The sequence below is a fragment of the Lacinutrix venerupis genome (assembly GCF_001971745.1).
Classification (GTDB): domain Bacteria; phylum Bacteroidota; class Bacteroidia; order Flavobacteriales; family Flavobacteriaceae; genus Lacinutrix; species Lacinutrix venerupis.
The window spans coordinates 1771415-1795697 of record NZ_CP019352.1 but is presented as its reverse complement, the minus strand read 5'-3'; the positions used below and the strand labels follow the sequence as shown (position 1 = coordinate 1795697).

Annotated in this window: 24 protein-coding genes; 2 read left to right on the top strand and 22 right to left on the bottom strand. The window is 30.2% G+C overall.

Annotated features, from left to right (window positions below):
- The 18 genes from hisA to BWR22_RS07980 all read right to left on the bottom strand — a co-directional run bounded on the left by hisA (position 1) and on the right by BWR22_RS07980 (position 17899).
- Entirely contained in the window at positions 1-735 is a 735-nt protein-coding gene (hisA, locus tag BWR22_RS08065) for a 1-(5-phosphoribosyl)-5-[(5-phosphoribosylamino)methylideneamino]imidazole-4-carboxamide isomerase (protein ID WP_076733177.1), read from the bottom strand.
- Between the two features lie 144 nt (positions 736-879).
- The gene (hisH, locus tag BWR22_RS08060; RefSeq protein ID WP_076733176.1) at positions 880-1461 is read right to left on the bottom strand and encodes an imidazole glycerol phosphate synthase subunit HisH; all 582 of its coding nucleotides are present in this window, start codon (positions 1459-1461) and stop codon (positions 880-882) included.
- Positions 1461-2600, bottom strand: coding sequence for a bifunctional histidinol-phosphatase/imidazoleglycerol-phosphate dehydratase HisB (gene hisB / locus BWR22_RS08055; RefSeq protein ID WP_076733175.1), 1140 nt, complete (start codon positions 2598-2600; stop codon positions 1461-1463). The genes hisH and hisB overlap by 1 nt, the downstream gene beginning before the upstream one ends.
- A gap of 44 nt (positions 2601-2644) precedes the next feature.
- Positions 2645-3679 (bottom strand): histidinol-phosphate transaminase, encoded by a 1035-nt coding sequence (hisC, locus tag BWR22_RS08050; RefSeq protein ID WP_076733174.1) that lies wholly within the window; start codon positions 3677-3679, stop codon positions 2645-2647.
- On the bottom strand, positions 3679-4962 hold the full coding sequence (gene hisD, locus BWR22_RS08045; protein ID WP_076733173.1) for a histidinol dehydrogenase: 1284 nt from the start codon (positions 4960-4962) through the stop codon (positions 3679-3681). The genes hisC and hisD overlap by 1 nt, the downstream gene beginning before the upstream one ends.
- Positions 4963-5820: an ATP phosphoribosyltransferase gene (gene hisG, locus BWR22_RS08040; RefSeq protein WP_076733172.1), complete on the bottom strand. Its 858-nt coding sequence runs from the start codon at positions 5818-5820 to the stop codon at positions 4963-4965.
- A 256-nt stretch (positions 5821-6076) separates the two neighbouring features.
- A complete protein-coding gene (locus BWR22_RS08035) occupies positions 6077-6889 on the bottom strand; it encodes a prohibitin family protein (RefSeq protein ID WP_076733171.1) in 813 nt (270 codons plus the stop codon).
- 16 nt (positions 6890-6905) lie between these two features.
- Entirely contained in the window at positions 6906-8939 is a 2034-nt protein-coding gene (locus tag BWR22_RS08030; protein ID WP_076733170.1) for a hypothetical protein, read from the bottom strand.
- A gap of 1 nt (position 8940) precedes the next feature.
- A complete protein-coding gene (locus tag BWR22_RS08025; RefSeq protein ID WP_156875587.1) occupies positions 8941-9480 on the bottom strand; it encodes a hypothetical protein in 540 nt (179 codons plus the stop codon).
- An 11-nt stretch (positions 9481-9491) separates the two neighbouring features.
- On the bottom strand, positions 9492-10238 hold the full coding sequence (gene fabG, locus BWR22_RS08020; RefSeq protein ID WP_076733169.1) for a 3-oxoacyl-[acyl-carrier-protein] reductase: 747 nt from the start codon (positions 10236-10238) through the stop codon (positions 9492-9494).
- Between the two features lie 147 nt (positions 10239-10385).
- Positions 10386-11258 (bottom strand): succinate--CoA ligase subunit alpha, encoded by an 873-nt coding sequence (gene sucD, locus BWR22_RS08015; protein WP_076733168.1) that lies wholly within the window; start codon positions 11256-11258, stop codon positions 10386-10388.
- 117 nt (positions 11259-11375) lie between these two features.
- Complete coding sequence (locus BWR22_RS08010; protein WP_076733167.1) at positions 11376-11780, bottom strand: nuclear transport factor 2 family protein; 405 nt, start codon at positions 11778-11780, stop codon at positions 11376-11378.
- Complete coding sequence (locus tag BWR22_RS08005; RefSeq protein ID WP_076733166.1) at positions 11781-12716, bottom strand: UDP-3-O-(3-hydroxymyristoyl)glucosamine N-acyltransferase; 936 nt, start codon at positions 12714-12716, stop codon at positions 11781-11783. It abuts the gene before it with no gap.
- A 24-nt stretch (positions 12717-12740) separates the two neighbouring features.
- On the bottom strand, positions 12741-13307 hold the full coding sequence (efp, locus tag BWR22_RS08000) for an elongation factor P (protein ID WP_076733165.1): 567 nt from the start codon (positions 13305-13307) through the stop codon (positions 12741-12743).
- Positions 13308-13326: 19 nt separating this feature from the next.
- Entirely contained in the window at positions 13327-14112 is a 786-nt protein-coding gene (gene lpxA, locus BWR22_RS07995; RefSeq protein ID WP_076733164.1) for an acyl-ACP--UDP-N-acetylglucosamine O-acyltransferase, read from the bottom strand.
- Positions 14113-14135: 23 nt separating this feature from the next.
- The gene (locus BWR22_RS07990; protein ID WP_076733163.1) at positions 14136-15542 is read right to left on the bottom strand and encodes a bifunctional UDP-3-O-[3-hydroxymyristoyl] N-acetylglucosamine deacetylase/3-hydroxyacyl-ACP dehydratase; all 1407 of its coding nucleotides are present in this window, start codon (positions 15540-15542) and stop codon (positions 14136-14138) included.
- Positions 15529-16557, bottom strand: a complete 1029-nt coding sequence (gene lpxD, locus BWR22_RS07985) for a UDP-3-O-(3-hydroxymyristoyl)glucosamine N-acyltransferase (protein WP_076733162.1) — start codon at positions 16555-16557, stop codon at positions 15529-15531. Before lpxD ends, BWR22_RS07990 begins: the two co-directional genes overlap by 14 nt.
- Positions 16558-16675: 118 nt before the next feature.
- A complete protein-coding gene (locus BWR22_RS07980) occupies positions 16676-17899 on the bottom strand; it encodes an HD domain-containing protein (protein WP_076733161.1) in 1224 nt (407 codons plus the stop codon).
- A gap of 38 nt (positions 17900-17937) precedes the next feature.
- Between BWR22_RS07980 and porX the strand changes: the two genes are divergently transcribed.
- Together porX and BWR22_RS07970 are read left to right on the top strand one after the other, a co-directional pair.
- Positions 17938-19491: a T9SS response regulator signal transducer PorX gene (gene porX / locus BWR22_RS07975; RefSeq protein WP_076733160.1), complete on the top strand. Its 1554-nt coding sequence runs from the start codon at positions 17938-17940 to the stop codon at positions 19489-19491.
- A gap of 28 nt (positions 19492-19519) precedes the next feature.
- Positions 19520-19951 (top strand): thiol-disulfide oxidoreductase DCC family protein, encoded by a 432-nt coding sequence (locus tag BWR22_RS07970; protein WP_076733159.1) that lies wholly within the window; start codon positions 19520-19522, stop codon positions 19949-19951.
- A 76-nt stretch (positions 19952-20027) separates the two neighbouring features.
- Here the strand turns inward: BWR22_RS07970 and BWR22_RS07965 are convergent, their stop codons facing one another.
- The 4 genes from BWR22_RS07965 to BWR22_RS07950 form a co-directional block, all read right to left on the bottom strand.
- A complete protein-coding gene (locus BWR22_RS07965; RefSeq protein WP_076733158.1) occupies positions 20028-20270 on the bottom strand; it encodes a hypothetical protein in 243 nt (80 codons plus the stop codon).
- 203 nt (positions 20271-20473) lie between these two features.
- Positions 20474-21514, bottom strand: a complete 1041-nt coding sequence (locus tag BWR22_RS07960; protein WP_076733157.1) for a glutathione synthetase — start codon at positions 21512-21514, stop codon at positions 20474-20476.
- A gap of 98 nt (positions 21515-21612) precedes the next feature.
- Positions 21613-23448, bottom strand: a complete 1836-nt coding sequence (locus BWR22_RS07955; protein ID WP_076733156.1) for a flavohemoglobin expression-modulating QEGLA motif protein — start codon at positions 23446-23448, stop codon at positions 21613-21615.
- Positions 23449-24279, bottom strand: a complete 831-nt coding sequence (locus BWR22_RS07950) for an N-formylglutamate amidohydrolase (protein WP_076733155.1) — start codon at positions 24277-24279, stop codon at positions 23449-23451.
- Between the last annotated feature and the right edge of the window lie 4 nt (positions 24280-24283).

Sequence of the window (24283 nt, the reverse complement as noted above, 5' to 3'; positions counted from 1 at the left end):
TTATAAAAATCGTTCTAATTCTTTTAAAGTAATTCTGTTTTCGTAAATCGCTTTACCTATAATTACACCTTCGCAATTAATTTCTGAAAGCGTTTCTAAATCTTCAATAGTCGTTACTCCACCAGAAGCTATAAGTTTTATGGATTGACCAGAACTACCGTTTGTACATTCTTCAATTATTTTTTTATACAAATCTATTGATGGACCTTCTAACATTCCGTCTTTTGAAATATCTGTACAAACTACATATTGAATGCCTTGTTTTTGATACTCTTTTATAAACGGAATTACCTCTAAACTACTCTCTTCTAACCAACCACTAATGGCAATTTTTTCGTTTTTACAGTCTGCTCCTAAAATGATTTTCTGAGCGCCATATTTATTAATCCAACGCTCAAAAGTATCTCTATTTTTAACGGCAATACTACCTCCTGTAATTTGTTTTGCACCAGAATTAAAGGCAGTAATAATATCGTTATCAGACTTTAAACCACCTCCAAAATCAATTTTTAAATTGGTTTTTGTTGCTACTTGCTCTAACACTTTGTAGTTTACCACGTGAGATGCTTTTGCACCATCTAAATCTACCATATGTAAATACTCGATTCCTGCGCCTTCAAACTGTTTTGCAACCTCTAGTGGGTTTTCATTATAAATTTTAGTGGTATTGTAATCGCCTTTTGTTAAGCGTACACATTTTCCGTCTATTATATCTATTGCTGGTATTATTCTCATGATTAACTTGTTAATCAATCCTGAGTTCATTTCAGGATCTCTTTAATTAATATTTGCTTTTTATTGTGGATTCCGCATCAAGTGCGGAATGACAGTACACTATCTTTTGTTTTATATTCTGAATTACAAGAACTGAATAACACACTAAAGTGTTATAAAATTCTTTAATATTTGTTCTCCTGCTACAGATGATTTTTCTGGATGAAATTGCACACCATAAAAATTATCTTTCTGTAAAGCTGAAGCAAAATCTACACTATAAGTAGTTGTTGCAATGCTTTCTTTACAATTTTCGGCATAAAAACTATGTACAGAATACATGAACGCTTCATCTTTAATATCTTTAAACAATTCCGATTTTAAATCTGTTATCGTATTCCATCCCATTTGTGGCACTTTAACGGTATTGTTAAAACGCTTGACATCTACATCAAAAATACCCAAACCTATGGTATTACCTTCTTCTGAAGATTTACACATCAATTGCATACCTAAACAAATCCCTAAAACTGGTTGTTTTAATGTTGGAATTAAAGTGTCTAAACCACTTTCTTTTAGCATTTGCATTGCAGAACTTGCCTCACCAACTCCTGGAAAAATAACTTTATCTGCTGCTTTAATCTCATCTGGATTATTAGATAAAATAGCATCGTATCCTAAGCGTTTAAAGGCAAATTGAATACTTTTTATATTACCTGCTCCGTAATCTATTATTATTAATTTCATTACAACATACCTTTAGTTGATGGTAAAAACATTTTATTAGCATCACGTTTTACAGCCATTTTCATTGCTTTTGCAAAGGCTTTAAAAATACCTTCTATTTTGTGGTGCTCGTTAGTGCCTTCAGCTTTAATATTTAAATTACATTTTGCACCATCTGTAAATGATTTAAATAAGTGGAAAAACATTTCGGTTGGCATATCTCCTATTTTTTCGCGTTTAAAATCAGCTTCCCATTCTAACCAGTTTCTACCTCCAAAGTCAACTGCTACTTGTGCTAAGCAGTCGTCCATAGGTAAACAAAAACCGTAACGCTCGATACCTAATTTATTACCTAATGCTTTGTTGAATAATTCTCCCAAAGCAATCATGGTATCTTCAATGGTGTGATGCTCATCAACCTCTAAATCGCCATCAACTTTTATGGTTAAATCCATGGCACCATGACGACCAATTTGGTCTAACATGTGGTCGAAAAACTTTAAACCTGTATCGATATTATTTTTACCAGAACCATCAAGATTTAATTTAATGTAAATCTTAGTTTCGTTGGTGTTACGCGTGATTTCTTCTACACGATCATTAAGTTTTAAAAACTCGTAAATCGCTTTCCAATCTGTACTTGTTAATACGATACAGTCTAAAATGGCTTGTTTTGAACTTTCAATTTCATCTGCACCTAATTCTGGATTTTCAGATAAAAATATACCTTTTGCTCCTAGATTTTTAGCCAATTCCATATCTGTAATGCGATCACCTAAAACAAACGAATTATCTAAATCGTATTCAGTTTTATCAAAATACTTCGTTAACAAACCTGTTCTAGGCTTGCGAGTTTCGGCATTTTCATGCGGAAATGTTTTGTCTATGCACACTTCAGAAAATACAACACCTTCTTTTTCGAATGCTGAAATTACTTTGTTTTGCGCAGGCCAAAAGGTGTCTTCAGGAAAAGAATCGGTTCCTAAACCATCTTGATTAGTGACCATAACTAGCTCAAAATCTAACTCTGAAGCTATTTTAGCCATGTATTGAAATACTTTTGGGTAGAACTCTAATTTCTCTAAACTATCTAATTGATAATCTATAGGTGGCTCTAACACCAAGGTTCCGTCTCTGTCTATAAATAGTACTTTTTTCATGATTATATGTTCTTGTGAGATTCTGAAACAAGTTCAGAATGACGTTATATATTTTTTAAAGCTTCAATTAGTTTTTTGTTCTCTTGATTTGTTCCAACAGTAATTCGAATACAATTCTCAACCTGAGTATTTCTGTTTCTAATGATTACTTTTTTATCTATTAAGTATTGGTAGATTCTGTCTGCATTATCGACTTCAACTAATAAAAAATTAGCATCCGTTGGATATATTTTTTTAACAATATCTAACTGATTTAAAGCGTCTTTTAACTTTGTTCTTTCTGAAAGAATAGTCTCGATATTTTTAGACACTTCAAATTGATTATTTAAACGTTCTAAAACTACTTCTTGGTTTAAAGTGCTTACGTTATAAGGAGGTTTTACGCGATTGTAAAGTGCAATAATTGCTTCGCTAGCATAGGCAACTCCTACTCTAACACCTGCTAATCCCCAAGCCTTACTAAAGGTTTGACTTACAATTAGATTATTATATTTATTTATATTTTTAATAAATGATGCTTGCGAGCTAAAATCGATATAAGCCTCATCTACAATCACGATACCATTAAAATTCTCAAGAATATATTCAATATCATCAGTATTAATTGTATTTCCTGTAGGATTGTTTGGCGAGCAAATAAAAATGATTTTTACATCTTCAAAATCTAAATACGGTTGTAATTGATTTAAATTAATTTGAAAATCGTTTATTAAAGGTTGCTTTATCACCTCTATATTATTGATGTTTGCAGACACATCGTACATTCCGTAAGTTGGTGTAAAGGTTAAGACTTTGTCTTTTCCAGGTTCACAAAAAATACGAAAAGCTAAATCGATAACTTCATCGCTTCCATTACCAATAAAAATCTGATTGGTTTCTACAGATTTAATGGTAGATAATTTTTCCTTAATTTTTGATTGCTGTGGATCTGGATAACGGTTTAACTCTCCAAACGGATTTTCGTTGGCATCTAAAAACACATCTGCTGTACCTTTAAACTCATCTCTTGCAGATGAATATGGTTTTAAAGCTTTGATATTAGCTCTAACTAGGTTGTTTATGTTAAATGTTGTGTTCATTACTTTAAATCGTTTAAACGAAGCGTTACAGCATTTTTGTGAGCTTGTAAACCTTCGGCTTCAGCCATTAACTCTATAGTATTTCCTATATTTTTAATACCTTCTTTAGTGATTTTCTGAAACGTAATGGCTTTAGTAAAACTGTCTAAATTTACTCCAGAATACGCTTTACTAAATCCGTTTGTAGGCAGTGTGTGATTAGTTCCTGAAGCATAATCTCCTGCGCTTTCTGGTGTATAATTACCTATAAATACAGATCCTGCATTAATGATATTATTTACAAAAAAATCATTATCATTAGTGCATAATATTAAGTGTTCTGGAGCATAGTCATTAATTATATCTAATGCATCATTGGCGTCTTCCATTATAATAGCTTTAGAGTTTTTCATGGCTTTTTTAGCTATATCTTTTCTTGGCAATGCTTCAATCTGTTTGTCAATTTCATTTTGCACCTCTTGGACTAATTTTAAAGAATCTGACAATAAAATTACTTGACTATCAATACCATGTTCTGCTTGACTTAATAAGTCTGAAGCTACGTAAGCAGGATTTGAGCTATTATCTGCAGCAACCAATAATTCACTTGGTCCAGCTGGCATATCGATTGCCACACCATATTTAGTAGCTAATTGCTTTGCTACAGTAACGTATTGATTTCCTGGTCCAAATATTTTATAAACCTTTGGCATACTTTCTGTTCCAAAGGTTAAACCAGCAATGGCTTGAATGCCACCAACTTTAATAATTTTGGTTACACCACATAATTGTGCTGTATATAAAATTTCGTTAGCAATGTTTCCTTCCTTATTTGGAGGCGAACATAATATGATTTCCTTACATCCTGCTATTTGTGCAGGAACAGCCAACATTAAAACAGTTGAAAATAAAGGCGCAGTACCAGCAGGAATATAAATACCAACTTTTTGAATGGCTCTTTTTTCTTGCCAGCAGTTAACACCTTCGGTAGTTTGCACACTAACTTTTTCTGTTTTTTGTGCTTTATGAAAGGTTTCGATATTGCTTTTTGCCTGTTGAATAGCTTGTTTTAATTCGGTAGAAATTTTAGCACTTGCTACTTCTACTTCTTCAGTAGTTACAGTATTTGACGCTAATTCTGCTCCATCAAATAATTGTGTATATTTTGCTACTGCTTGGTCTCCGTTACGTTTTACGTCTTCAAAAATTTGAGTTACCGTAGTTTCAATATCGTTAACGGTTTGTGTTGGTCGTTTTAAAATAGTAGACCAAGTTGATTGTTTAGGATTGTTAATAGTTTTCATTTATATCACCATATTTTCAATTGGACAAACTAGGATGCCTTCTGCTCCATTTTCTTTTAACTCGTCGATAATTTCCCAAAAATCATTTTTATTTATCACAGAGTGAATTGAGCTCCAACCCTTTTTAGCAAGAGGTAAAACTGTTGGACTTTTCATACCTGGAAGAATGTTTATAATATCGTCTACTTTATTGTTTGGTGCATTTAACAACACATAACGCGATTGCCTAGCTTTTAAAACAGACTGTAATCGAAATTGTAATTTATTTAAAATGGCTTGATTGTTTTCAGAAATTTTAGGAGATACAGCCAAAACTGCTTCCGATTTTAAAATAACTTCTGCTTCTTTTAAACCGTTTTTAAATAATGTACTTCCGCTAGAAACAATATCTACAATTGCATCTGCTAAGCCAATATTTGGTGCAATTTCTACCGAACCATTAATAATGTGTAAGTTTGCTTTAATTCCGTTTTTATCTAAAAACTGGTTTACTGTGTTAGGATATGAGGTTGCAATGCGCTTTCCTTCTAAATCTTTAACCGAATTATATTTCACGCCTTTTGGTACTGCAACAGACACTTTACAAGATGAAAAGCCTAATTTCTCGGCAATTTTAATATCGTTTCCTTTTTCGATTAGTACGTTTTCTCCAATTATAGCAACATCTACCACACCATCTTTAAGGTATTGTGGAATGTCTCCATTACGTAGGTAAAAAATTTCTAGAGGAAAATTTTTAGCCGAAGCCTTTAATTGGTCTTTACCATTGTCTATAGAAATACCAACAGCTTTAAGGATTTGCATAGAATCCTCGTTAAGTCTTCCTGATTTTTGAACTGCAATTTTTAATTTACTCATTTTGGTTTCTTTTTATTTTTTGAAAGCTTGAGTAAATCATTTAGTAAATTGTATAAAAACAAAAAACCGCTTGATTTACTCAAACGGTTTTTAAAAATATGTTGATTTTAGTCAATACATCTTCAGCTCGCTTGAGTGCAAGTATGAAAATGATGATGTAATTGAATAAAAGTCATTGTTTTATTTTTGTATATACAAATATTGTGAAAATAATTTTACAAATCCTAATTAATATGTATTAATTAATTGTTATCTATTATTGATTTCCCAAAATTATTGGCATTCCTGAATCTCCAGAACCAATAACAATTACTTTACTATTACTTGATTCTGAAAGCTTTACAGTAGCTTCAATACCTTTGTCTTGCAGAATTTTATCTGTTAAAGATGCACTTAAAATTTTATTTGCATCTGCTTTACCTTGTGCTTCAATACGTTGTTTATCTGCTTCTTTACTAGCTGTAACTAATCTAAATTCGTATTCTAAAGACTCTTGCTCTTGCTTTAATTTACGTTCAATTGCTTGTCTAATAGTTGGTGGTAATTGTACATCTTCAACTAAAACACGCTTTACATTTAAGTATTGTCCTTCTAATAGTTTTGTAACTTCGTCTAAAATTTCCTGTTCTATTAAATCTCTTTTACTAGAATATAACTGTTCTGGTGTGTAACGCCCAACTACACTTCTTGCCGCAGCATTTACGGCAGGATCAAGTAATTCACGCTCGTAATCTTCTCCTTTAGTTTTTATTAAAAGTCCTAATTTACTGTATTCTGGTTCGTACCAAATAGTACCGTTAACTTTTACTTCTAGACCATTAACAGAAAGTACATTCATTTGGTCTGAGATTGATTGTTGACGCACTTTGCGAACAATCATATCATTCCAAGGAGCTACAATATGAAAACCTTCTCCATAGGTTTTATCTGTATTTATACCATTTCCTAAGCGCTCGAAAATAACGCCACCTTCACCAGGACCAATAGTAACTGCAGATTTAATTATTAAAAATATTATTACAACAATTCCAATTATTACTGGTACTCCTAACTTTGGTAATTTATCCATTTTATTTTTTTTAAAATTATATTAATCCGTTATATTTTCTCATAAACCATTCTATTGCTAGCGATAATGCTATTAACACAAGAAGGTATTTCCAATCGATTAAAGGTACAATATTTTTGCTGCTTTTTTGAATTGGTTTATAGCGTTCATCATTTAGCAAATCATTAATTATAGATTTATAGTCGTTAAAATAATAGCTAGTTCCATTACTTTGATTTGCAATAGTTTTTAATTTTGAAATATTAGCATTTAAAAATTGTTGCTCTATATTATACTCTAGTATTTTAAAGTTTCCAGATTTTGAAATATTTTCACTAGTAGCTTTAACAGTAAACGTATAATCTGAAGCTGCTAAATCACTTAAATCTACTTGATAATTATTATTTTTTAATATAAAAGGAATTGTTTTAGATGTTTTATTAATTTTATCTGTAACAATTATATTAAGGTTTTCATTGGCATCAAACTCATAATTTTTATTAAAAAATTGAGCAGATATAATGATATTACTACTTCCTTGATAGAAAGATTCATAGTCAATATCCAATCTGTTTTTACGCTTGTTTGAAGCTAAATATTGAACTAATTTTCCTATGAAATTATCAAATTGATTAAAACTTTTATTGTTTATAAAACTTTGTGATCTCCATTTCCAAAGATTTTCACCAAATAAAATAGCTTCTCTTCTTTTATTAATTTCGAAGGTTGCCAAAAGAGGCTCTTCGGTATTAATAGATTTTATTTTTTTATAAAGAATACTTTCAAAAGGAACAGAAAATGAAGGCTCTCCAAAATTTGATATTAATGGAGGAAAAGATTCAAAATCTAAATCATCGACTATAAAAGAATTATAATTTGCATTTAACTTTGGTTGGTAATCTTCGGTTTGAGATATAATATCATGTTGATAATAATCACTAACTGTATTTAAAAAATTAAAATCTGTTTTGGGTCCTGCAATTACAAATTTATTTTTATTATTAAGCTTTAAAGCTTCAAACAAACTCTTAAATGAATTGTTTGGATTATATATAATAACTAATTGCAAATCATTTAATTGACTTATCGTTTCTTGTGGCTTTAAATAAACCACTTTACGTTGCTCATTAGCTTCTATGCTTTTTTTAAGCATCCCTAAATCTGGATGTAAATTGGAGCTTACAATAGCCACTTTAGTTTTTTCATCGACCACTTCAACAGCGAAATTTTTACTATTATTTGTTTTATTTTTTTCTGATTCTGTAGGAATTAATGTTGCTTTATAACTTTTTACACCAACATTATTTGCTGGTAGTGTGAAGTTTAAAATTTTAGAATTATCAGTTTTATTAAAGCTAACATTATTAGAAAATATTGTGTTTTTTCCTGAAGTTACAACAAACTTAGTATTAATATTTTCTTCACCATTATAGACTAAAATAGCTTCTACTGGAAACTTATTTTTTAAAAACGCATATTTATTAACGTTAAGTTGCTTAAGTTTTAAATCTGAATATTGTGTAGTATCGCCAACAACAATAGGATATATTGGTTGATTATATTTTTTTGCACTATACTCGTAATCATTACCATAGGTTTGATTTCCATCTGATATTACAATGGTTGGAGATACAGTATTTTTATATATCTGTGTTAACTCTCTAAATACTTTGTCTAGATTAGTTTGTTTTTCTTTAAAAGATAATGAGTCTAAAGTATGAAGTGTATTACCAAAAGAAAATACATCTAATGTAAACTTATTATTTAATAATTGATTGTTCTTTAAATCTTCTAATATTTTTGAAACGTTGTTCTCTTGATTAAGATGTACTATTGAATTTGAATTGTCTACTGCTAAAACCAAATTTGGTTTCTGGTTGTAAACTGTTACTTGATTAAATTTAGGATTTATAAGCAATAAAAGCACGCCAAATATGCTTATAAAACGTAATAATGTAAAAAGCGCACTCTTTTTAGGTGCTCCTTTAGTTTTATATTTATATTGGAAAAGCGCTAATAATAGCGCTATAACTCCAGCCAATATGATGTATAATATAGTTTGTGTAGACAAGTTATTCTTTCACTTTTATAATATCAAAACTGTTAAAGAACCTATTAATAGATTCATTTTTATCATTCTCTGTTAAACATATAACTTGTGCTATAAACATAGTATTATTTACTAAATAAGCATTTATATATATAAAACCACCTGATATTTTTATTTTAACATTTTTTCCTGGAAAGCCATTAAATGTGACTTTGTTACTATATAAAAGTTCTCCATTAACATTATTAACGGCTCCATCTACAGCTCTATCTAATGTATCATTATTAAACTCTGCATTTGCATCCTCAAATAATGATTTAGGATAATCTGACCTAATAACATTATAAACAAGATTGTCATTACCACTTGGTGGTGTACACATAATCATATGCATATCAAGATCTCCAACAGCAGTATCTACTATTTCTAAAGTTCTTTTTGGTTGTGATGGAAACTCTGCAATAAACGTTAGGTCTTCAGATTTGTAATTAATCCAATCTTGCGAAAATGCAACTGTTGAACATAATACAAATAAGGTTAAAGAATAGATTAATTTATTCACTATAATTAAATTTAGGTTAACATGCCTCCATCAACATTCAACGTTTGTCCTGTTACATATGCAGACATATCACTTGCTAAAAACACACAAGCATTAGCAATATCTTCTGGCGTACCACCACGTTTTAAAGGTATTGCATTTCTCCAACCTTTAACTGTTTCCTCGTCTAATTTAGCAGTCATTTCTGTTTCTATAAAACCAGGTGCAATAACGTTACTTCTAATATTTCTAGAACCTAACTCTAAAGCTACAGATTTAGAAAAACCAATTATTCCAGCTTTAGATGCAGCATAATTTGTTTGTCCAGCATTACCTTTAACACCAACAACAGAACTCATGTTAATTATTGAACCTTTACGTTGCTTAAGCATAGTACGTTGTACAGCTTTTGTCATGTTAAAAACAGATTTAAGGTTTACTTCGATAACTTTATCAAAATCCTCTTCTCCCATTCTCATTAACAAATTATCTTTTGTTATACCTGCATTATTAATTAATACATCTATACTTCCAAACTCTGCCAAAACATTTTCTGCTAATTGTTGTGCTTCTTCAAAACTTGCTGCATTACTTTTATATCCTTTTGCTTTAATTCCTAAAGCATTTAATTCATTTTCAAGCTCGTTTGCTGCTTCTACAGAAGAACTGTATGTAAACGCCACATTAGCACCTTGTTGTGCAAAAATTTGTGCGATTCCTTTTCCAATACCTCTACTTGCTCCAGTGATTATAGCTGTTTTTCCTTCTAAAAGTTTCATATAAAAAATTGGTTTAATTCTATTCCCTACGGTTTTAGGATGATTAATTTTTAGTAATTCAAATATAGTAATTACAAAGTTGTTCAGAATAAAAAAACCTCACAAATTAAAGTATTTGTGAGGTTAAAATATATTACTAAAGAAATTTTATCCTAAAACTTCTGCTACTTTTTTTCCAATTTCTGCAGGAGAATCAACAACATGTATTCCACAATCTTTCATAATTGCTTTTTTAGCTTGTGCAGTGTCATCGCTACCTCCAACAATTGCTCCAGCATGTCCCATTGTACGACCTGCAGGTGCAGTTTCTCCAGCAATAAAACCAATAATTGGTTTTTTACTTCCAGACTCTTTATACCAGTTTGCAGCATCTGCTTCTAACTGACCACCTATTTCACCTATCATTACAACAGCTTCTGTTTCTGGATCATTAATTAATAACTCTACAGCTTCTTTTGTTGTAGTTCCAATAATTGGATCTCCACCAATACCAATAGCAGTAGTAATACCTAAACCTTGTTTTACAACTTGGTCTGCAGCTTCGTAAGTTAATGTTCCAGATTTTGAAACAATACCTACTTTACCTTGCTTAAATACAAAACCTGGCATAATACCTACTTTTGCTTCACCTGGAGTAATTACTCCTGGACAGTTAGGTCCTATTAAACGGCAAGCTTTATCTTTAATATAATCTGAAGCTTTAATCATATCTGCAACAGGAATTCCTTCTGTAATACAAATAATTACTTTTATTCCTGCATCTGCAGCTTCCATTATAGCATCTGCTGCGAAAGCTGGCGGTACAAAAATAATTGTAGTATCTGCTCCTGCTTTTGTTACAGCTTCTTCTACTGTGTTAAAAACTGGTCTGTCTAAGTGTGTTTGCCCTCCTTTTCCTGGAGTTACACCACCAACAACATTTGTTCCATACTCAATCATTTGTCCAGCGTGAAATGTACCTTCACTACCAGTAAATCCTTGAACAATAATTTTTGAATCTTTGTTTACTAAAACGCTCATTTATATAAGTTTTGTACCATTGTCTTACAAGACATTTCCTAAAAGGAAACAAAAATGGAGTTATTTTTAATTGTTTGCCACAAAAGTAAGTTTTTGAAAGCTATTTTTTAAATGAATTTATATTTTTATTTTAGAAAATGAGGTTAAATTCTCAACACTCTCATCTAACTTCTGACTAATTTCGTATCCTTTATACATTTTTCCGTCTTTAATTTCCCAAATTGAGATAAAATGTGCTAAAGGCTCTTCTTTTAATGGTCTTTCTATTGTGGTGTAATAAATTGTATATCTAGCAGTTACTATATTATCGTCTTCTAAAAGATGGCTAAGTCTATAGGTAAATGATAAATAAGATTCTTTTACACCATTAAGTTTTTCTTCTATTTCACTTTTATTTAAAGTGGTAAAACCTTGACTACTATTCCAATGTAATACACAATCGTTATGAAACATATCGATTAGATTTTCATCTTTAGCCAAATTTGAATCGTAAAAAGCTTTAACAATTTTCTTAGCAGACATTTATTTATTTTTTAATTGATCTAATATATTAGGAATTTGCTTAACATGGGCTAACTCCTTTAATTTTACTCTTGCTTCTTCTATTGGTGTTCCAAAATAACTTTTTCCACCAGCAACAGATTTAGTAACTCCTGTTTGACCAAGAATTACTGCTTTTTTACCAATAGTTATCCCGCTGTTAGTACCTACTTGTCCCCAAATAGTTACTTCGTCTTCAATTATACAACAACCTGCAATCCCAACTTGTGATGCTATTAAACATTTTTTACCAATAATTGTATCGTGTCCGACTTGTATTTGGTTATCTAGTTTAGAACCTTCGCCTATTGTTGTATCTCCTGTAACGCCTTTATCAATTGTACAAAGTGCACCTATATCTACATTATCTTTTATTACAACTCTTCCACCTGATTTTAGTTGGTCGAATCCTTCTGGTCTATTTTTATAGTAGAATGCGCTTGCTCCTAAAATAGTTCCAGAATGAATATTAACATTATTACCTATAATTGTATTATCATAAATAGTAACATTTGCATGAATAATACAATTATCTCCAATTGTTACATTATGTCCAATAAAACAATTAGGTTGAATTATTGTATTTGTGCCTATTTTAGCTGATGGAGATATGCTTGTTGTTGCAGATTTAAAAGGCTTAAAATGAAGCGTTAACTTATTAAAGTCACGAAAAGGATCGTCACTAATTAATAGAGCCTTTCCTTCTGGACATTCTACATTTTTATTTATTAAGATAATTGTAGCTGCAGATTGCAATGCTTTATCATAATATTTAGGGTGATCTACAAATACAATATCTCCAGGTTCCACAACATGAATCTCGTTCATGCCAAGTACCTGAAAATCTTCTGCTCCTACATAATCACAATTAATTAAGTGAGCTATTTGTTTTAAGGTATGTGGATTTGGGAATTTCATAAATTTAAATGCTGTAAACTATTTTTATTCTTTTACACGTTCTTTATAAGTACCTTTTTCTGTTTCAACCTTTATCTTATCTCCTTCATTAATAAATAAAGGAACGTTTACCTCTGCTCCTGTTTCTACAGTTGCTGGCTTTGTAGCGTTTGTTGCTGTGTTTCCCTTAACACCTGGCTCTGTTGCAGTAACTTCTAAAATTACTGTTGCCGGCATATCTACAGATAATGGCATATTATCTTCTGTATTAATTTGTATAGTTACAATTTCTCCTTCTTTCATTAATTTAGGAGTATCTAATGCAGATTCTAATAATCTAATTTGTGTGTAGTCTGACTCATTCATGAAATGATAGAATTCTCCATCATTATATAAATATTGAAACTTATGAGTTTCTACTCTAACGTCCTCTAATTTATGTCCAGCAGAAAATGTATTATCTATTACTTTGCCGTTAGTTACACTTTTCATTTTAGTACGAACGAAAGCTGGTCCTTTACCAGGTTTTACATGTAAAAACTCAATAATTTTATAAATATCATTATTGTATTTTATGCATAGTCCGTTTCTAATATCTGAAGTAGTTGCCATATTTTGTTTTTTTTATTTTTTAATTAGATTTAAAGTAACCTTTCATTATTCCACGATGAGAATTTTTAATAAATTGAAGAATCTCGTCACGTTCTGTGGTTGCTTCCATTTCTGCTTCTATAATTCCTGCAGCTTGTGTGTTATTATAATTTTTTTGGTAGAGTATTCTATAAATATCTTGAATTTCTCTAATTTTTTCTGTTTCATAACCTCTACGTCTTAAACCTACTGAGTTTATACCAACGTAAGATAAAGGCTCTCTTCCTGCTTTTACAAATGGAGGAACATCTTTTCTAACTAAAGATCCTCCTGTTACAAAGGCATGACTTCCTATTGAGCAAAATTGGTGTATTGCGGTCATTCCTGCAAGAATAACATAATCACCAATAGTTATATGTCCTGCTAATGTAGAGTTATTAGAAAAAATACAATTATTTCCAACAATACAATCGTGTGCAATATGGCAATATGCCATAATTAAACAATTGTCTCCAACCACAGTTTTCATCTTGTCTGTTGTACCTCTATTAATTGTAACGCATTCTCTTATTGTTACGTTATTTCCAATTATAGTAAGCGTGTCTTCATCATTATATTTTAAATCTTGAGGTACTGCTGATATTACTGATCCAGGAAATATGTTACAGTTTTTACCTATACGAGCACCTTCCATAATTGTAACATTACTTCCAATCCAAGTTCCTTCTCCTATGGTAACATTATTATGAATAGTTGTAAAAGGTTCTATAACTACATTTTTTGCAATTTTTGCTCCTGGATGAACATATGCTAGTGGTTGGTTCATTATACTGATGTTATTTTGTAATATTATTTAATTTTAGATATTTGCGCCATTAATTCTGCCTCTGCACATAATTTTCCGTTAGAATACGCATAACCTTGCATATGGCAAATACCTCTTCTAATAGGAGTTATTAATTCGCATTTAAAAATTAAGGTATCTCCTGGTACTACTTTTTGTTTAAATTTAACCTTATCCATTTTCATAAAAAATGTTAGGTAGTTTTCTGGATCTGGAACAGTACTTAATACAAGAATTCCTCCTGTTTGCGCCATTGCTTCTACTATTAAAACACCTGGCATAACTGGTGCTCCTGGAAAATGACCTCTAAAGAACTCTTCGTTCATGGTAACATTTTTCATACCAATAACCTTATTCTCTGTAAGCTCAAATACCTTGTCTATTAACAAAAATGGCTGTCTATGAGGTAACATGTCCATAATTTGATTAACATCCATTAATGGTGTTTGATTCAAATTAATAGCAGGAACATTATTACGTCTTTCATTTTTAATTAATTTAGACATTTTTTTTGCAAACTGAGTGTTTACATAATGTCCTGGTTTATTTGCTATAACTTTTCCACGAATACGAGTGCCTATTAAAGCTAAATCTCCAATTACATCTAATAGTTTATGTCTAGCTGCTTCATTAGGATGATGCAAAGTTAAATTATCTAGAATGCCATTGGCATTTACTGCAATATTATCTTTTTTAAAAGCTATTTGCAGTTTTTTCATTGTTTCTGGAGATAATTCTTTATCTACATATACAATAGCATTATTTAAATCTCCTCCTTTTATAAGACCATGTTCTAATAGAGATTCTAATTCATGTAGAAAGCTAAAAGTCCTTGAGTCTGCAATGTCCTTTTTAAAGTCTGATAATTTATTAAGCGTTGCGTTTTGTGTTCCTAAAACTTTAGTACCAAAATCTACCATAGTAGTAATTTGATACTCTTTTGAAGGCATTACCAAAATTTCACTACCAGTTTCTTCATCTGTATAAGAAATTACATCCTTTACAACATATTCTTCTCTAAATGCTTCTAATTCTACTATTCCTGCTTTTTCTATTGCTTCGACAAAGAATTTTGAAGATCCATCCATTATAGGTGGTTCAGAATTATCTAATTCTATAATTGCATTATCTATATCTAAACCAATAAAAGCAGCTAAAACATGTTCACATGTTTGTATTTTTACTCCGTTTTTTTCTAAACAAGTACCACGTTGTGTATTTGTTACGTAATTGGCATCTGCTTCTATTATAGGATTTCCCTCTAAATCTATTCGCCTAAAAGCGAATCCAGAATTTACTGGAGCAGGTTTAAAAGTTAAAGTAACGTCTTTTCCTGTATGTAGACCAACACCTGTTAAAGAGACTTCCTTTTCAATGGTTTTTTGTTTGATTTCCGAATTAACTATTGCCATGTCCTTTTTTTTCTAATGCGTTTATACTTTTAGCTAGTTTTGGTAAATTTTTAAAATAAACATATGATTTGTTATAATCGCCATAAGATAAAGCTGGAGAACCTTGTAAGACTTCATTATCTTTTACATTTCTTCCTATTCCAGATTGTGCTTGAATTTTAACACCGTTACCTATTGTAATATGCCCAACAATACCTACTTGACCACCAATTTGACAATTTTCGCCAATTTTAGTAGAACCTGCAACTCCTGTTTGTGCTGCTATTACGGTATTTTTTCCAACCTCTACATTATGAGCTATTTGAATTTGATTATCTAATTTTGCTCCTCTTCTTATAATTGTAGATCCTAAGGTTGCTCTATCTATAGTTGTGGCTGCACCAACATCTACAAAATCTTCTAAGATAACGTTTCCAATTTGTGGAACTTTATCATACTCACCAACCTCATTAGGTGCAAAACCAAAGCCATCTGCTCCAATAATAGCTCCTGAATTTATAACACAGTTTTTACCTATTATACATTCTGAGTATATTTTTGCTCCTGCAAATACAACTGTATTGTCTCCAATTGTTACATTATCTCCAATATAACATCCTGGAAAAATTTTTACGTTATCACCTAGTTTTACATGATCTCCTATATAACTAAAAGCGCCAACATAAATATCTTTACCTAATGTTGCCGATTCTGATATAGACGATGGTTGCTCTATTCCAAACTTATTAAACTTTACTTGATTGTAGTATTCTAATAACCTTGAAAAAGATTTATAAGCATCGTCAACCTTTATTAAGGTTGTTAAAATCTCTTGTTCTGGTTCAAAATCTTTATTTACAATAGCAATTGATGCTTTTGTACTATATATATAAGGCGTGTATTTTGGATTTGCCAAAAAGGTTAATGCACCTTCTACACCTTCTTCTATTTTTGATAGTTTAGAAACTTCTACTTGTGGATTACCAACAATATCACCTTCTAAAATACCAGCTATTTGTTCTGCTGTAAATTTCATCTCTCGCAAAAATAGAAAAAATGTATCATATAATGTTAAAAGTTATTAAGTTGTTTGTTTGATTGACTTAGTACTAAATTTTACAATATAGTTTAGTACTAAAGTTTAATGCTTAAAATTATACTTTAGGGTAACAAACATAATATTTAGTAACAGGCTTAGAAAGTGCTTTAAAATTTAATTGATCACTAGCTTTTACTACGTCTTCAATTTTTCCGTTTCTATGTAAAATATTAATTCCTTGTTTTTTTCGAGTATAAGCTTGATTAGATATTTTACCTGTAAATATAAAATAATCTGCTTCTTCTGCAGTAATAGAATATTTTGACATTAAATTGTTTTTATGCTCTATTAATAAAGATTCTTTAATCTCTTTTTTCTTAATCTTTACTTTTAAAAGATCTCTATTAATTATCATTCGGCATAGGTTTTTTAATACAAAATCATCATAATCTTGCCAAGCTTTCATGGCAGAAACAATATCGTAATCGTCTAACTTAGAAAATGTTTCAAGACTTTTTGTTGTAAAGTTTTCAAGATTTATCTCTTCATTTAAAAAATATTGTAATGCCTTACTTGCTGTTAGTTCTACTCCATTTTTTGTTAATTCTTTGGCACGTTTAAGCACTCTAATTAATAACTGTTCTGCAGCTAAACTTGTTTTGTGTAGGTATACTTGCCAATACATTAAACGTCTTGCTACTAAAAACTTTTCTACACTGTAAATGCCTTTGTCTTCAACTACTAGTTTATTATCTTTTACATTAAGCATAGTAATTAAACGCTCACTATTTATATTACCTTCGGCAACTCCTGTGTAAAAACTGTCTCGTTTTAAATAATCTGCTCGATCCATATCTATTTGACTAGAAATAAGCTCGCACATAAATTGTCTTGGATATTCACCTTTAAAAATTTGAATAGCCAACGTTAAATCGTTGTTAAATTCTGCATTCAATTTCTCCATAAAAAGCATTGAAATATGCTCGTGAGAAACACCATTTACTATACTATGTTCCATAGCATGAGAAAATGGGCCATGACCAATATCATGCAATAATATAGCTATATACAACGCATTTTTTTCGTCTTCAGAAATTTCAACACCTTTAAATCTAAGTACTTGCACAGCTTTTTGCATTAAATGCATACATCCTATAGCATGATGAAATCTTGTGTGATGGGCACCAGGATAAACCAGATAACTCATTCCCATTTGAGTAATACGACGCAGTCTTTGAAAATAACGATGTTCAATTAAATCGTATATTAAGGAATTAGGGATAGTAATAAATCCGTAAATTGGGTCGTTTAATATTTTAAGTTTGTTACTTTTTTGCAAACTGATAATTTTTAATTGATTTACTTAAACAAATATACATGGATAAAATAAAAATACTTTGGGTTGACGACGAAATCGATTTATTAAAACCACATATTATTTTTCTAGAACAAAAAAACTACCTAGTTACAAAATGTAATAGTGGTACTGAAGCACTTGAAATTTTAGAAAACGAAAAATTTGACATTGTATTTTTAGACGAAAATATGCCAGGTTTAACAGGTTTAGAGACGCTTAACGAGATAAAAGAAAAACAAGACACACTTCCTGTGGTTATGATTACCAAAAGTGAGGAAGAATATATTATGGAAGAAGCTATTGGTAATAAAATTGCCGATTACCTTATAAAACCAGTAAACCCTAATCAAATTTTACTAAGTTTAAAGAAAAACTTAGATCATTCGCGTTTGGTTTCAGAAAAAACAACATCTAATTACCAACAAGAATTTAGAAAAATTGCTATGGATATGGCTATGGTAAATAGTCATGAAGAATGGGCTGCATTATACCAAAAACTAATTTATTGGGAAATGCAACTAGAAGACATTGAAGATTCTGGAATGTTTGAAATTTTAGAATCTCAAAAAAATGAAGCAAATATTCAATTTGGTAAATTTATTGATAAAAATTACCCAACTTGGTTTGAACCAAATGTTGATGCTCCTACACTATCTTACAATTTATTTAAAGATAAAATTGTACCCGAACTTAGTAAGGAACAACCAACATTATTAGTTGTTGTTGATAATTTACGTTACGACCAATGGAAAGCGTTCGAACCTTTTGTTGCTAACCATTATAAAAAAGAAAGCGAAACTCCTTTTTATAGTATACTCCCATCTGCAACGCAATATGCCAGAAATGCAATTTTTTCTGGATTAATGCCTAGTGATATGGAAAAACTTCATCCTGAATTATGGAAAAATGATACAGATGAAGGTGGTAAAAACTTACATGAAAACGATTTTTTAGAAGCGCAAATGAAGCGTCTTGGCCTTACTAATTTTAAGCACGAGTATTATAAGATTACAAACTTAAAAAATGGAAAAAAATTAGCAGATAATTTTAAAGGTACAAAGGATAACGATTTAACAGTAGTTGTTTACAACTTTGTAGATATGTTATCGCACTCTAAAACCGAAATGGATGTTGTAAAAGAACTAGCTTCTAACGATAAAGCTTACCGTTCTTTAACGCAAAGTTGGTTTAAAAACTCTCCGTTATTAGAAATGATACAACAAGCTCAACAAATGGGTTTTAAGTTAATTATTACTACAGATCATGGTACTATTAATGTAAAAAACCCATCTAAAGTTATAGGCGATAGAGATACAAGTTTAAATTTACGTTATAAAACCGGTAGAAGTTTAAGTTATGAAGATAAGGATGTTTTAGCAGCTAAAAACCCTAAAACAATTCATTTACCTTCATTATCTATGAATAGTTCTTTTATTTTTGCTAAAAGTGATTTGTTTTTTGCTTATCCAAACAATTACAATCATTATGTAAGCTATTATAGAAACACTTACCAACATGGAGGCGTATCTTTAGAAGAAATGATTATACCTTTTGTTGTTTTAAATCCTAAATAATAAGCATACCATTTCGTATTTTTATAGAATGATAAACGGCTTACCAAATAATAAAAAATTAATCTTATTCGATGGTGTTTGCAACCTTTGCAATGCCTCTGTTCAATATGTTATAGAACGTGATAAAAAAGATAAATTTATGTTTGCTGCTTTGCAAAGCGATGTTGGTTACAAAATAATGGAGCATTTTAAAATTGATACTTCGAAAACCGATTCTATTTTACTGTATTCGCCAAAGAATAATGATTTAAAAATAAAATCATCTGCAGCATTACATACAGCGAAACATTTAGGTTTTCCACAAAATTTAATGGTTGCTTTTTTAATTGTCCCAACTTTTATACGTAATTGGGTTTACGATTTTGTTGCTAAAAACCGTTATAAGTGGTACGGTAAAAAAGAATCTTGCTGGATTCCTACTCCAAAATTAAAAGCTAAATTTTTAGGTGAAATTAATTAGTATTTGAAATAAAAAAAGTCTGAAATTTAAATTTCAGACTTTTTTATTTTTATTAAAATTGGATAACTAAATAATATTAGCACATTTTAGGTTTTTGCTTTTTTGAAGCAATTAACTTTAAATAAGATGCTTTGTTGTAATTTTCAATGTCAATTTCTTCCATTGTCTTAATTCCTTTAACGCTTATAACAACAGTTTTTTCAACAGCTAATGTATTAGTTGTTTCGGTTTTTAATTCTTTTTTTTCGAGGGATTTATTTTCTTGAGCTGAGGCAAAAGAAACAAAAAGTAATAAAAGCAATGTTGTTAAAAATTTCATTATTTAGGTAATTAAGTAGGATTTACACTGCTAATATATAGCGCTTTGTGTGTTTACTTTAAAAAAAATCGGTAAACTGCCAAAGTATTTGATTTACGAGATAATATTACATAAATAATCGACCAAATACACTTTTTGTAAAATTTATGTAAAAAACAAGCTAAACATTTCTATTCAGCTAAAGTTTAAGTTTTTAATTAGTACTATAACGTTGCTAACCTACTATTAAATAAATAATCTGAATACATATTTTTATAGTACACTTTCTTTTCTATAGCTTTAATTACTGGAGTACAAAAATCGGCATCATACATTTCGCTAATAACATTTAAACCTCCAGGACTAAACACATTAATTTCCATTAGTTTGTCTCCAACAATATCTATTCCAACTAAAAACATTCCGTCTTGAACTAATTTAGGCCTAACAATATCTGCTAATTTCATAATTTTATCGGTCATTTTTACAGCTTCTGGTCTGCCTCCAGCATGAATGTTACTTCTAATATCATCAGAAGAGTTTACACGTTGCATTATTGCATATTTGCCGTCAACTTGTAAAGGCTCTCCATTCATTAAAAATAATCTAGTATCACCTTTACTTGCTTCTGTTAAATATTCTTGAGCAATTATGTAACCATCTCTTGCTATAGCATCTATTGTTTGATTTAAATTATGTTCATTTTTTTTATCCATCATAAATACATTGGTTCCACCTGAACCTTGTAATGGTTTTAAAATCATTTTTTGCTTTTGCTTTTTAAAAAAAGCTTTAATTTCATCATGATCTCTTGATATTATTGTTTTAGGTCTTAAAATTTCTGGAAAATGCTGAAAATACATTTTGTTAACTGCTCCTGCTAAACTATTTGGGTGGTTTAAAACAATTACACCATTACGCATAGCTATTTCTCCAAATATGAATGCTGCATTTTGTGCCCAATCGCGTTCGTTAATTTCATCTGCAGGATTATTCCTAAGAAATAAAACATCTAAATCCTCAGAAGTTATTCTGGTAAACTTCTCCTTTTGTACGGCTTTAAAATAAGTTTCTTGTGAATTAAATTTTTTCTCACTTATAGTTTTACAACGGACAGATAAATGACCTTTAGATGCGTAAGACAACTCTCCAACACCTATAAAGTAAACATCATGTCCGCGTTTATAAGCTGCATAACCTAAACCTGGTGTTGTATAATTTGGTTTTTCGGTATCGTGGTCGTTTATTATAAAAGCAATTTTCATGTATTTTAGTTTTGATTCTCTCTAAAATACCATTTCTCATTATAAGTAATTAACGCTTTAACAATGTATTAGGACTCATTTCACAATAAATTATCATTTTAATTTACTAATTCTGAAATAGCGATACCTTTTCTAAGTTTTTGTAATCTTTCTTGAACGCTTTTACGTTCTAAAAATCTTGGTAACTCTGGAGATTTAAGTACATTTCTATGAAGTAACTCTTCAATTAATTCTATATGATTTGTATTAAACTTCCCTGTATATAGGGTTTCAAGTTTTCCTCCTTTTTTAAGATACTTTAATAAGTCTATTAATCCTGCAAGATACACGGCATCTTTAGTTAAACCTCCACCTCTATACACTCTCATTGTTATATAGTATGAAATACGATCTGAAAAATTATATTTTTTCTTTAATAATTTAAAAGTCTCTATAAAATCTGCTCCATTTACCATAGAGTTTACTGCTATAACACGTCCGGCTAATAACCTTAATCTGTTTACTGTTAGTCCTCCAACTAAATACTCTGCTAGCACGGCAAGACCTTCTTGTAATTGATCGTAACCTTCAAAACCTTCGTACATTTGTTTTAATGGTTGTCTTTTTCCATTACAATAGGTTAAAATATGAGTAGCTACTTCATGTTGTATTAAAGCATCGCACCTATTAGCATCTAAAGATATTTGATCGTTAATTAATAGTTTTGTTTTAGAAACCATTATACCTGCAACATCGTTTCTTACTTCAAGTGTAAGATTTAAATTTGGGAATTTTGAATTATAATAATCTAATTCTTTTTGTGCATGTGCTGCAAACTCAGAACAGTTATATCTTTCTTTACTTTTTATCTCTTCGCGTTTTGGGAAAGCTTTTAATATTTTTTTTGCTTCTTTTAAAACGTTCTTTTTTATAACTCCATAAAGACTTTCTCCAACAAATCGAAAGTTTTTTGTACCACGCTCTTCTAGCATAGTTAATTGTTTTTCAATCTCTAAACGTTTGCCTCGAAGAATAAAAGCAATAGTTGGATCTTCTATTTTGTCCATTGGAATATTGTAGAGCTTACGCTTTTCTAATTCTGGATCTAACGCTATTAGCCTATATTTAAAGGATGGTGTTTTTTTAAATTTATTTTTTTTAAAAACTTCCCATTCTTCTGTACTGTTTACTGGTGTAGTTCTTAAAAGAAAAGACATGCCAGAACTTATTTCGGCTAACTCTGCATCAGACTGGATTGTAACATCGTCTATATGTGTTTTTCCTAACATTAAGTAATGTTTAAAATCATCTGACGTTTGAATTCTAATAAATTCGAAAACTGCTTTCTTTATAGTTTCAGAAAAAATAGTATAAAATTCTCTAAAGAACAGAGAATATAATTCTTCTGTTTCGTCATTTTTATAAAGTGTTGGAACAGAAATTCCAAAAACTAATGTTCCTGTTTTTTTAGAATCTTCAAGGTTTATTAAGCTATTTAAGTGTTTAGGATGCCTTATTGTTGTATTAGAAACCTCTGTAGATACATTGGGATAGATATCGTTTAACTCATTAAACCCTTCTGTTAAACTTTTTACTGTTCCAGGTGCTTTATCTACTGGACAAGAGATTTTAAATTTAGAACTGTTACTCTCGTTATCTGGCCAACATTCTATTAACAAAAATGTATTAAACTTTTTTGAAGATTCTTTTCTAATTGCGTCGATAATATTCGATATATCAAGAGATTCGTGAGCTAATATATATGACGCTTGTGTTTTTAGTAATCTAGAAAAATATACATCTGGTTTTTTAAACCTATAAACACATATAAAAGGTAATAATTTATCTATATGTAATAAGCCATTTTCTGGTAAATTGATATTTAAAGGTTTATTATTTGAAATGGAGCTACATAGATTTTCAATTATATCTATTGGTGCTTTTGTATTGGTCATTTATCTTGAAAAATTTTTATAAAAAATTTCGGAATTTTTTTTAATTCTATCTCTTAATTGATGTTCTACTGCTGCCACAACTTCTGGAAATATAATGTAATTATACTCGTCGCAGTAAATTTTAGCTATTTCTGTAGCTAGAACTAAAGTATTGCTAAAATTCTGGGTAATATACTTTAAAAAATAACCGTTACCTCTAAAGGTGTCGTTAATTTTTGATGTGGATTTTATACCATTAGGAAGTTTTATTTGTGATAAACTTTCTCTCCAAATTTCAATATGGTTTCCAAAACGTTTATTGTCTACATTATCTGTTCCTAAATTCCAGGTTGGTACTTCTCTATCCCAACGCTTCCAATTATAGCTATGCATATCGAATACAATACAAACTCCAAATTTGTCTTCAATTTTAGAAATTAAGGCGTGAACTACTTTATAAAAAGCTTCATGCTTTAAAAGTGATTTCTGTTTTTGATTTTCTAATATTGGTGTTTTCCATAATTTTTTTCCCCAAGCATCATTATAGATTGCTGTTTCAGGACTACGATTTAAATCGTACTCAAACCTTGAATCCATACCAGCTATAACAATTGGATGAGAATTTACCATGGTTTTAGTCTCTGGATCTTCTTCGTACCAACGCTCATATTCTGTATGCAAGCAATTATCCCATAACTCTTTACGAAATTGATGCCCATCGTGTACAGCACCACAAACGTAATGTACATAATTATCTATTTTAAGTGTAAAGGAATAATCTGTAGAAACGGCATGAAAGGTTTCTTCTGCATTTATTTTATCGACTATTTGAGAAATGGATAACTTTTCCATATTA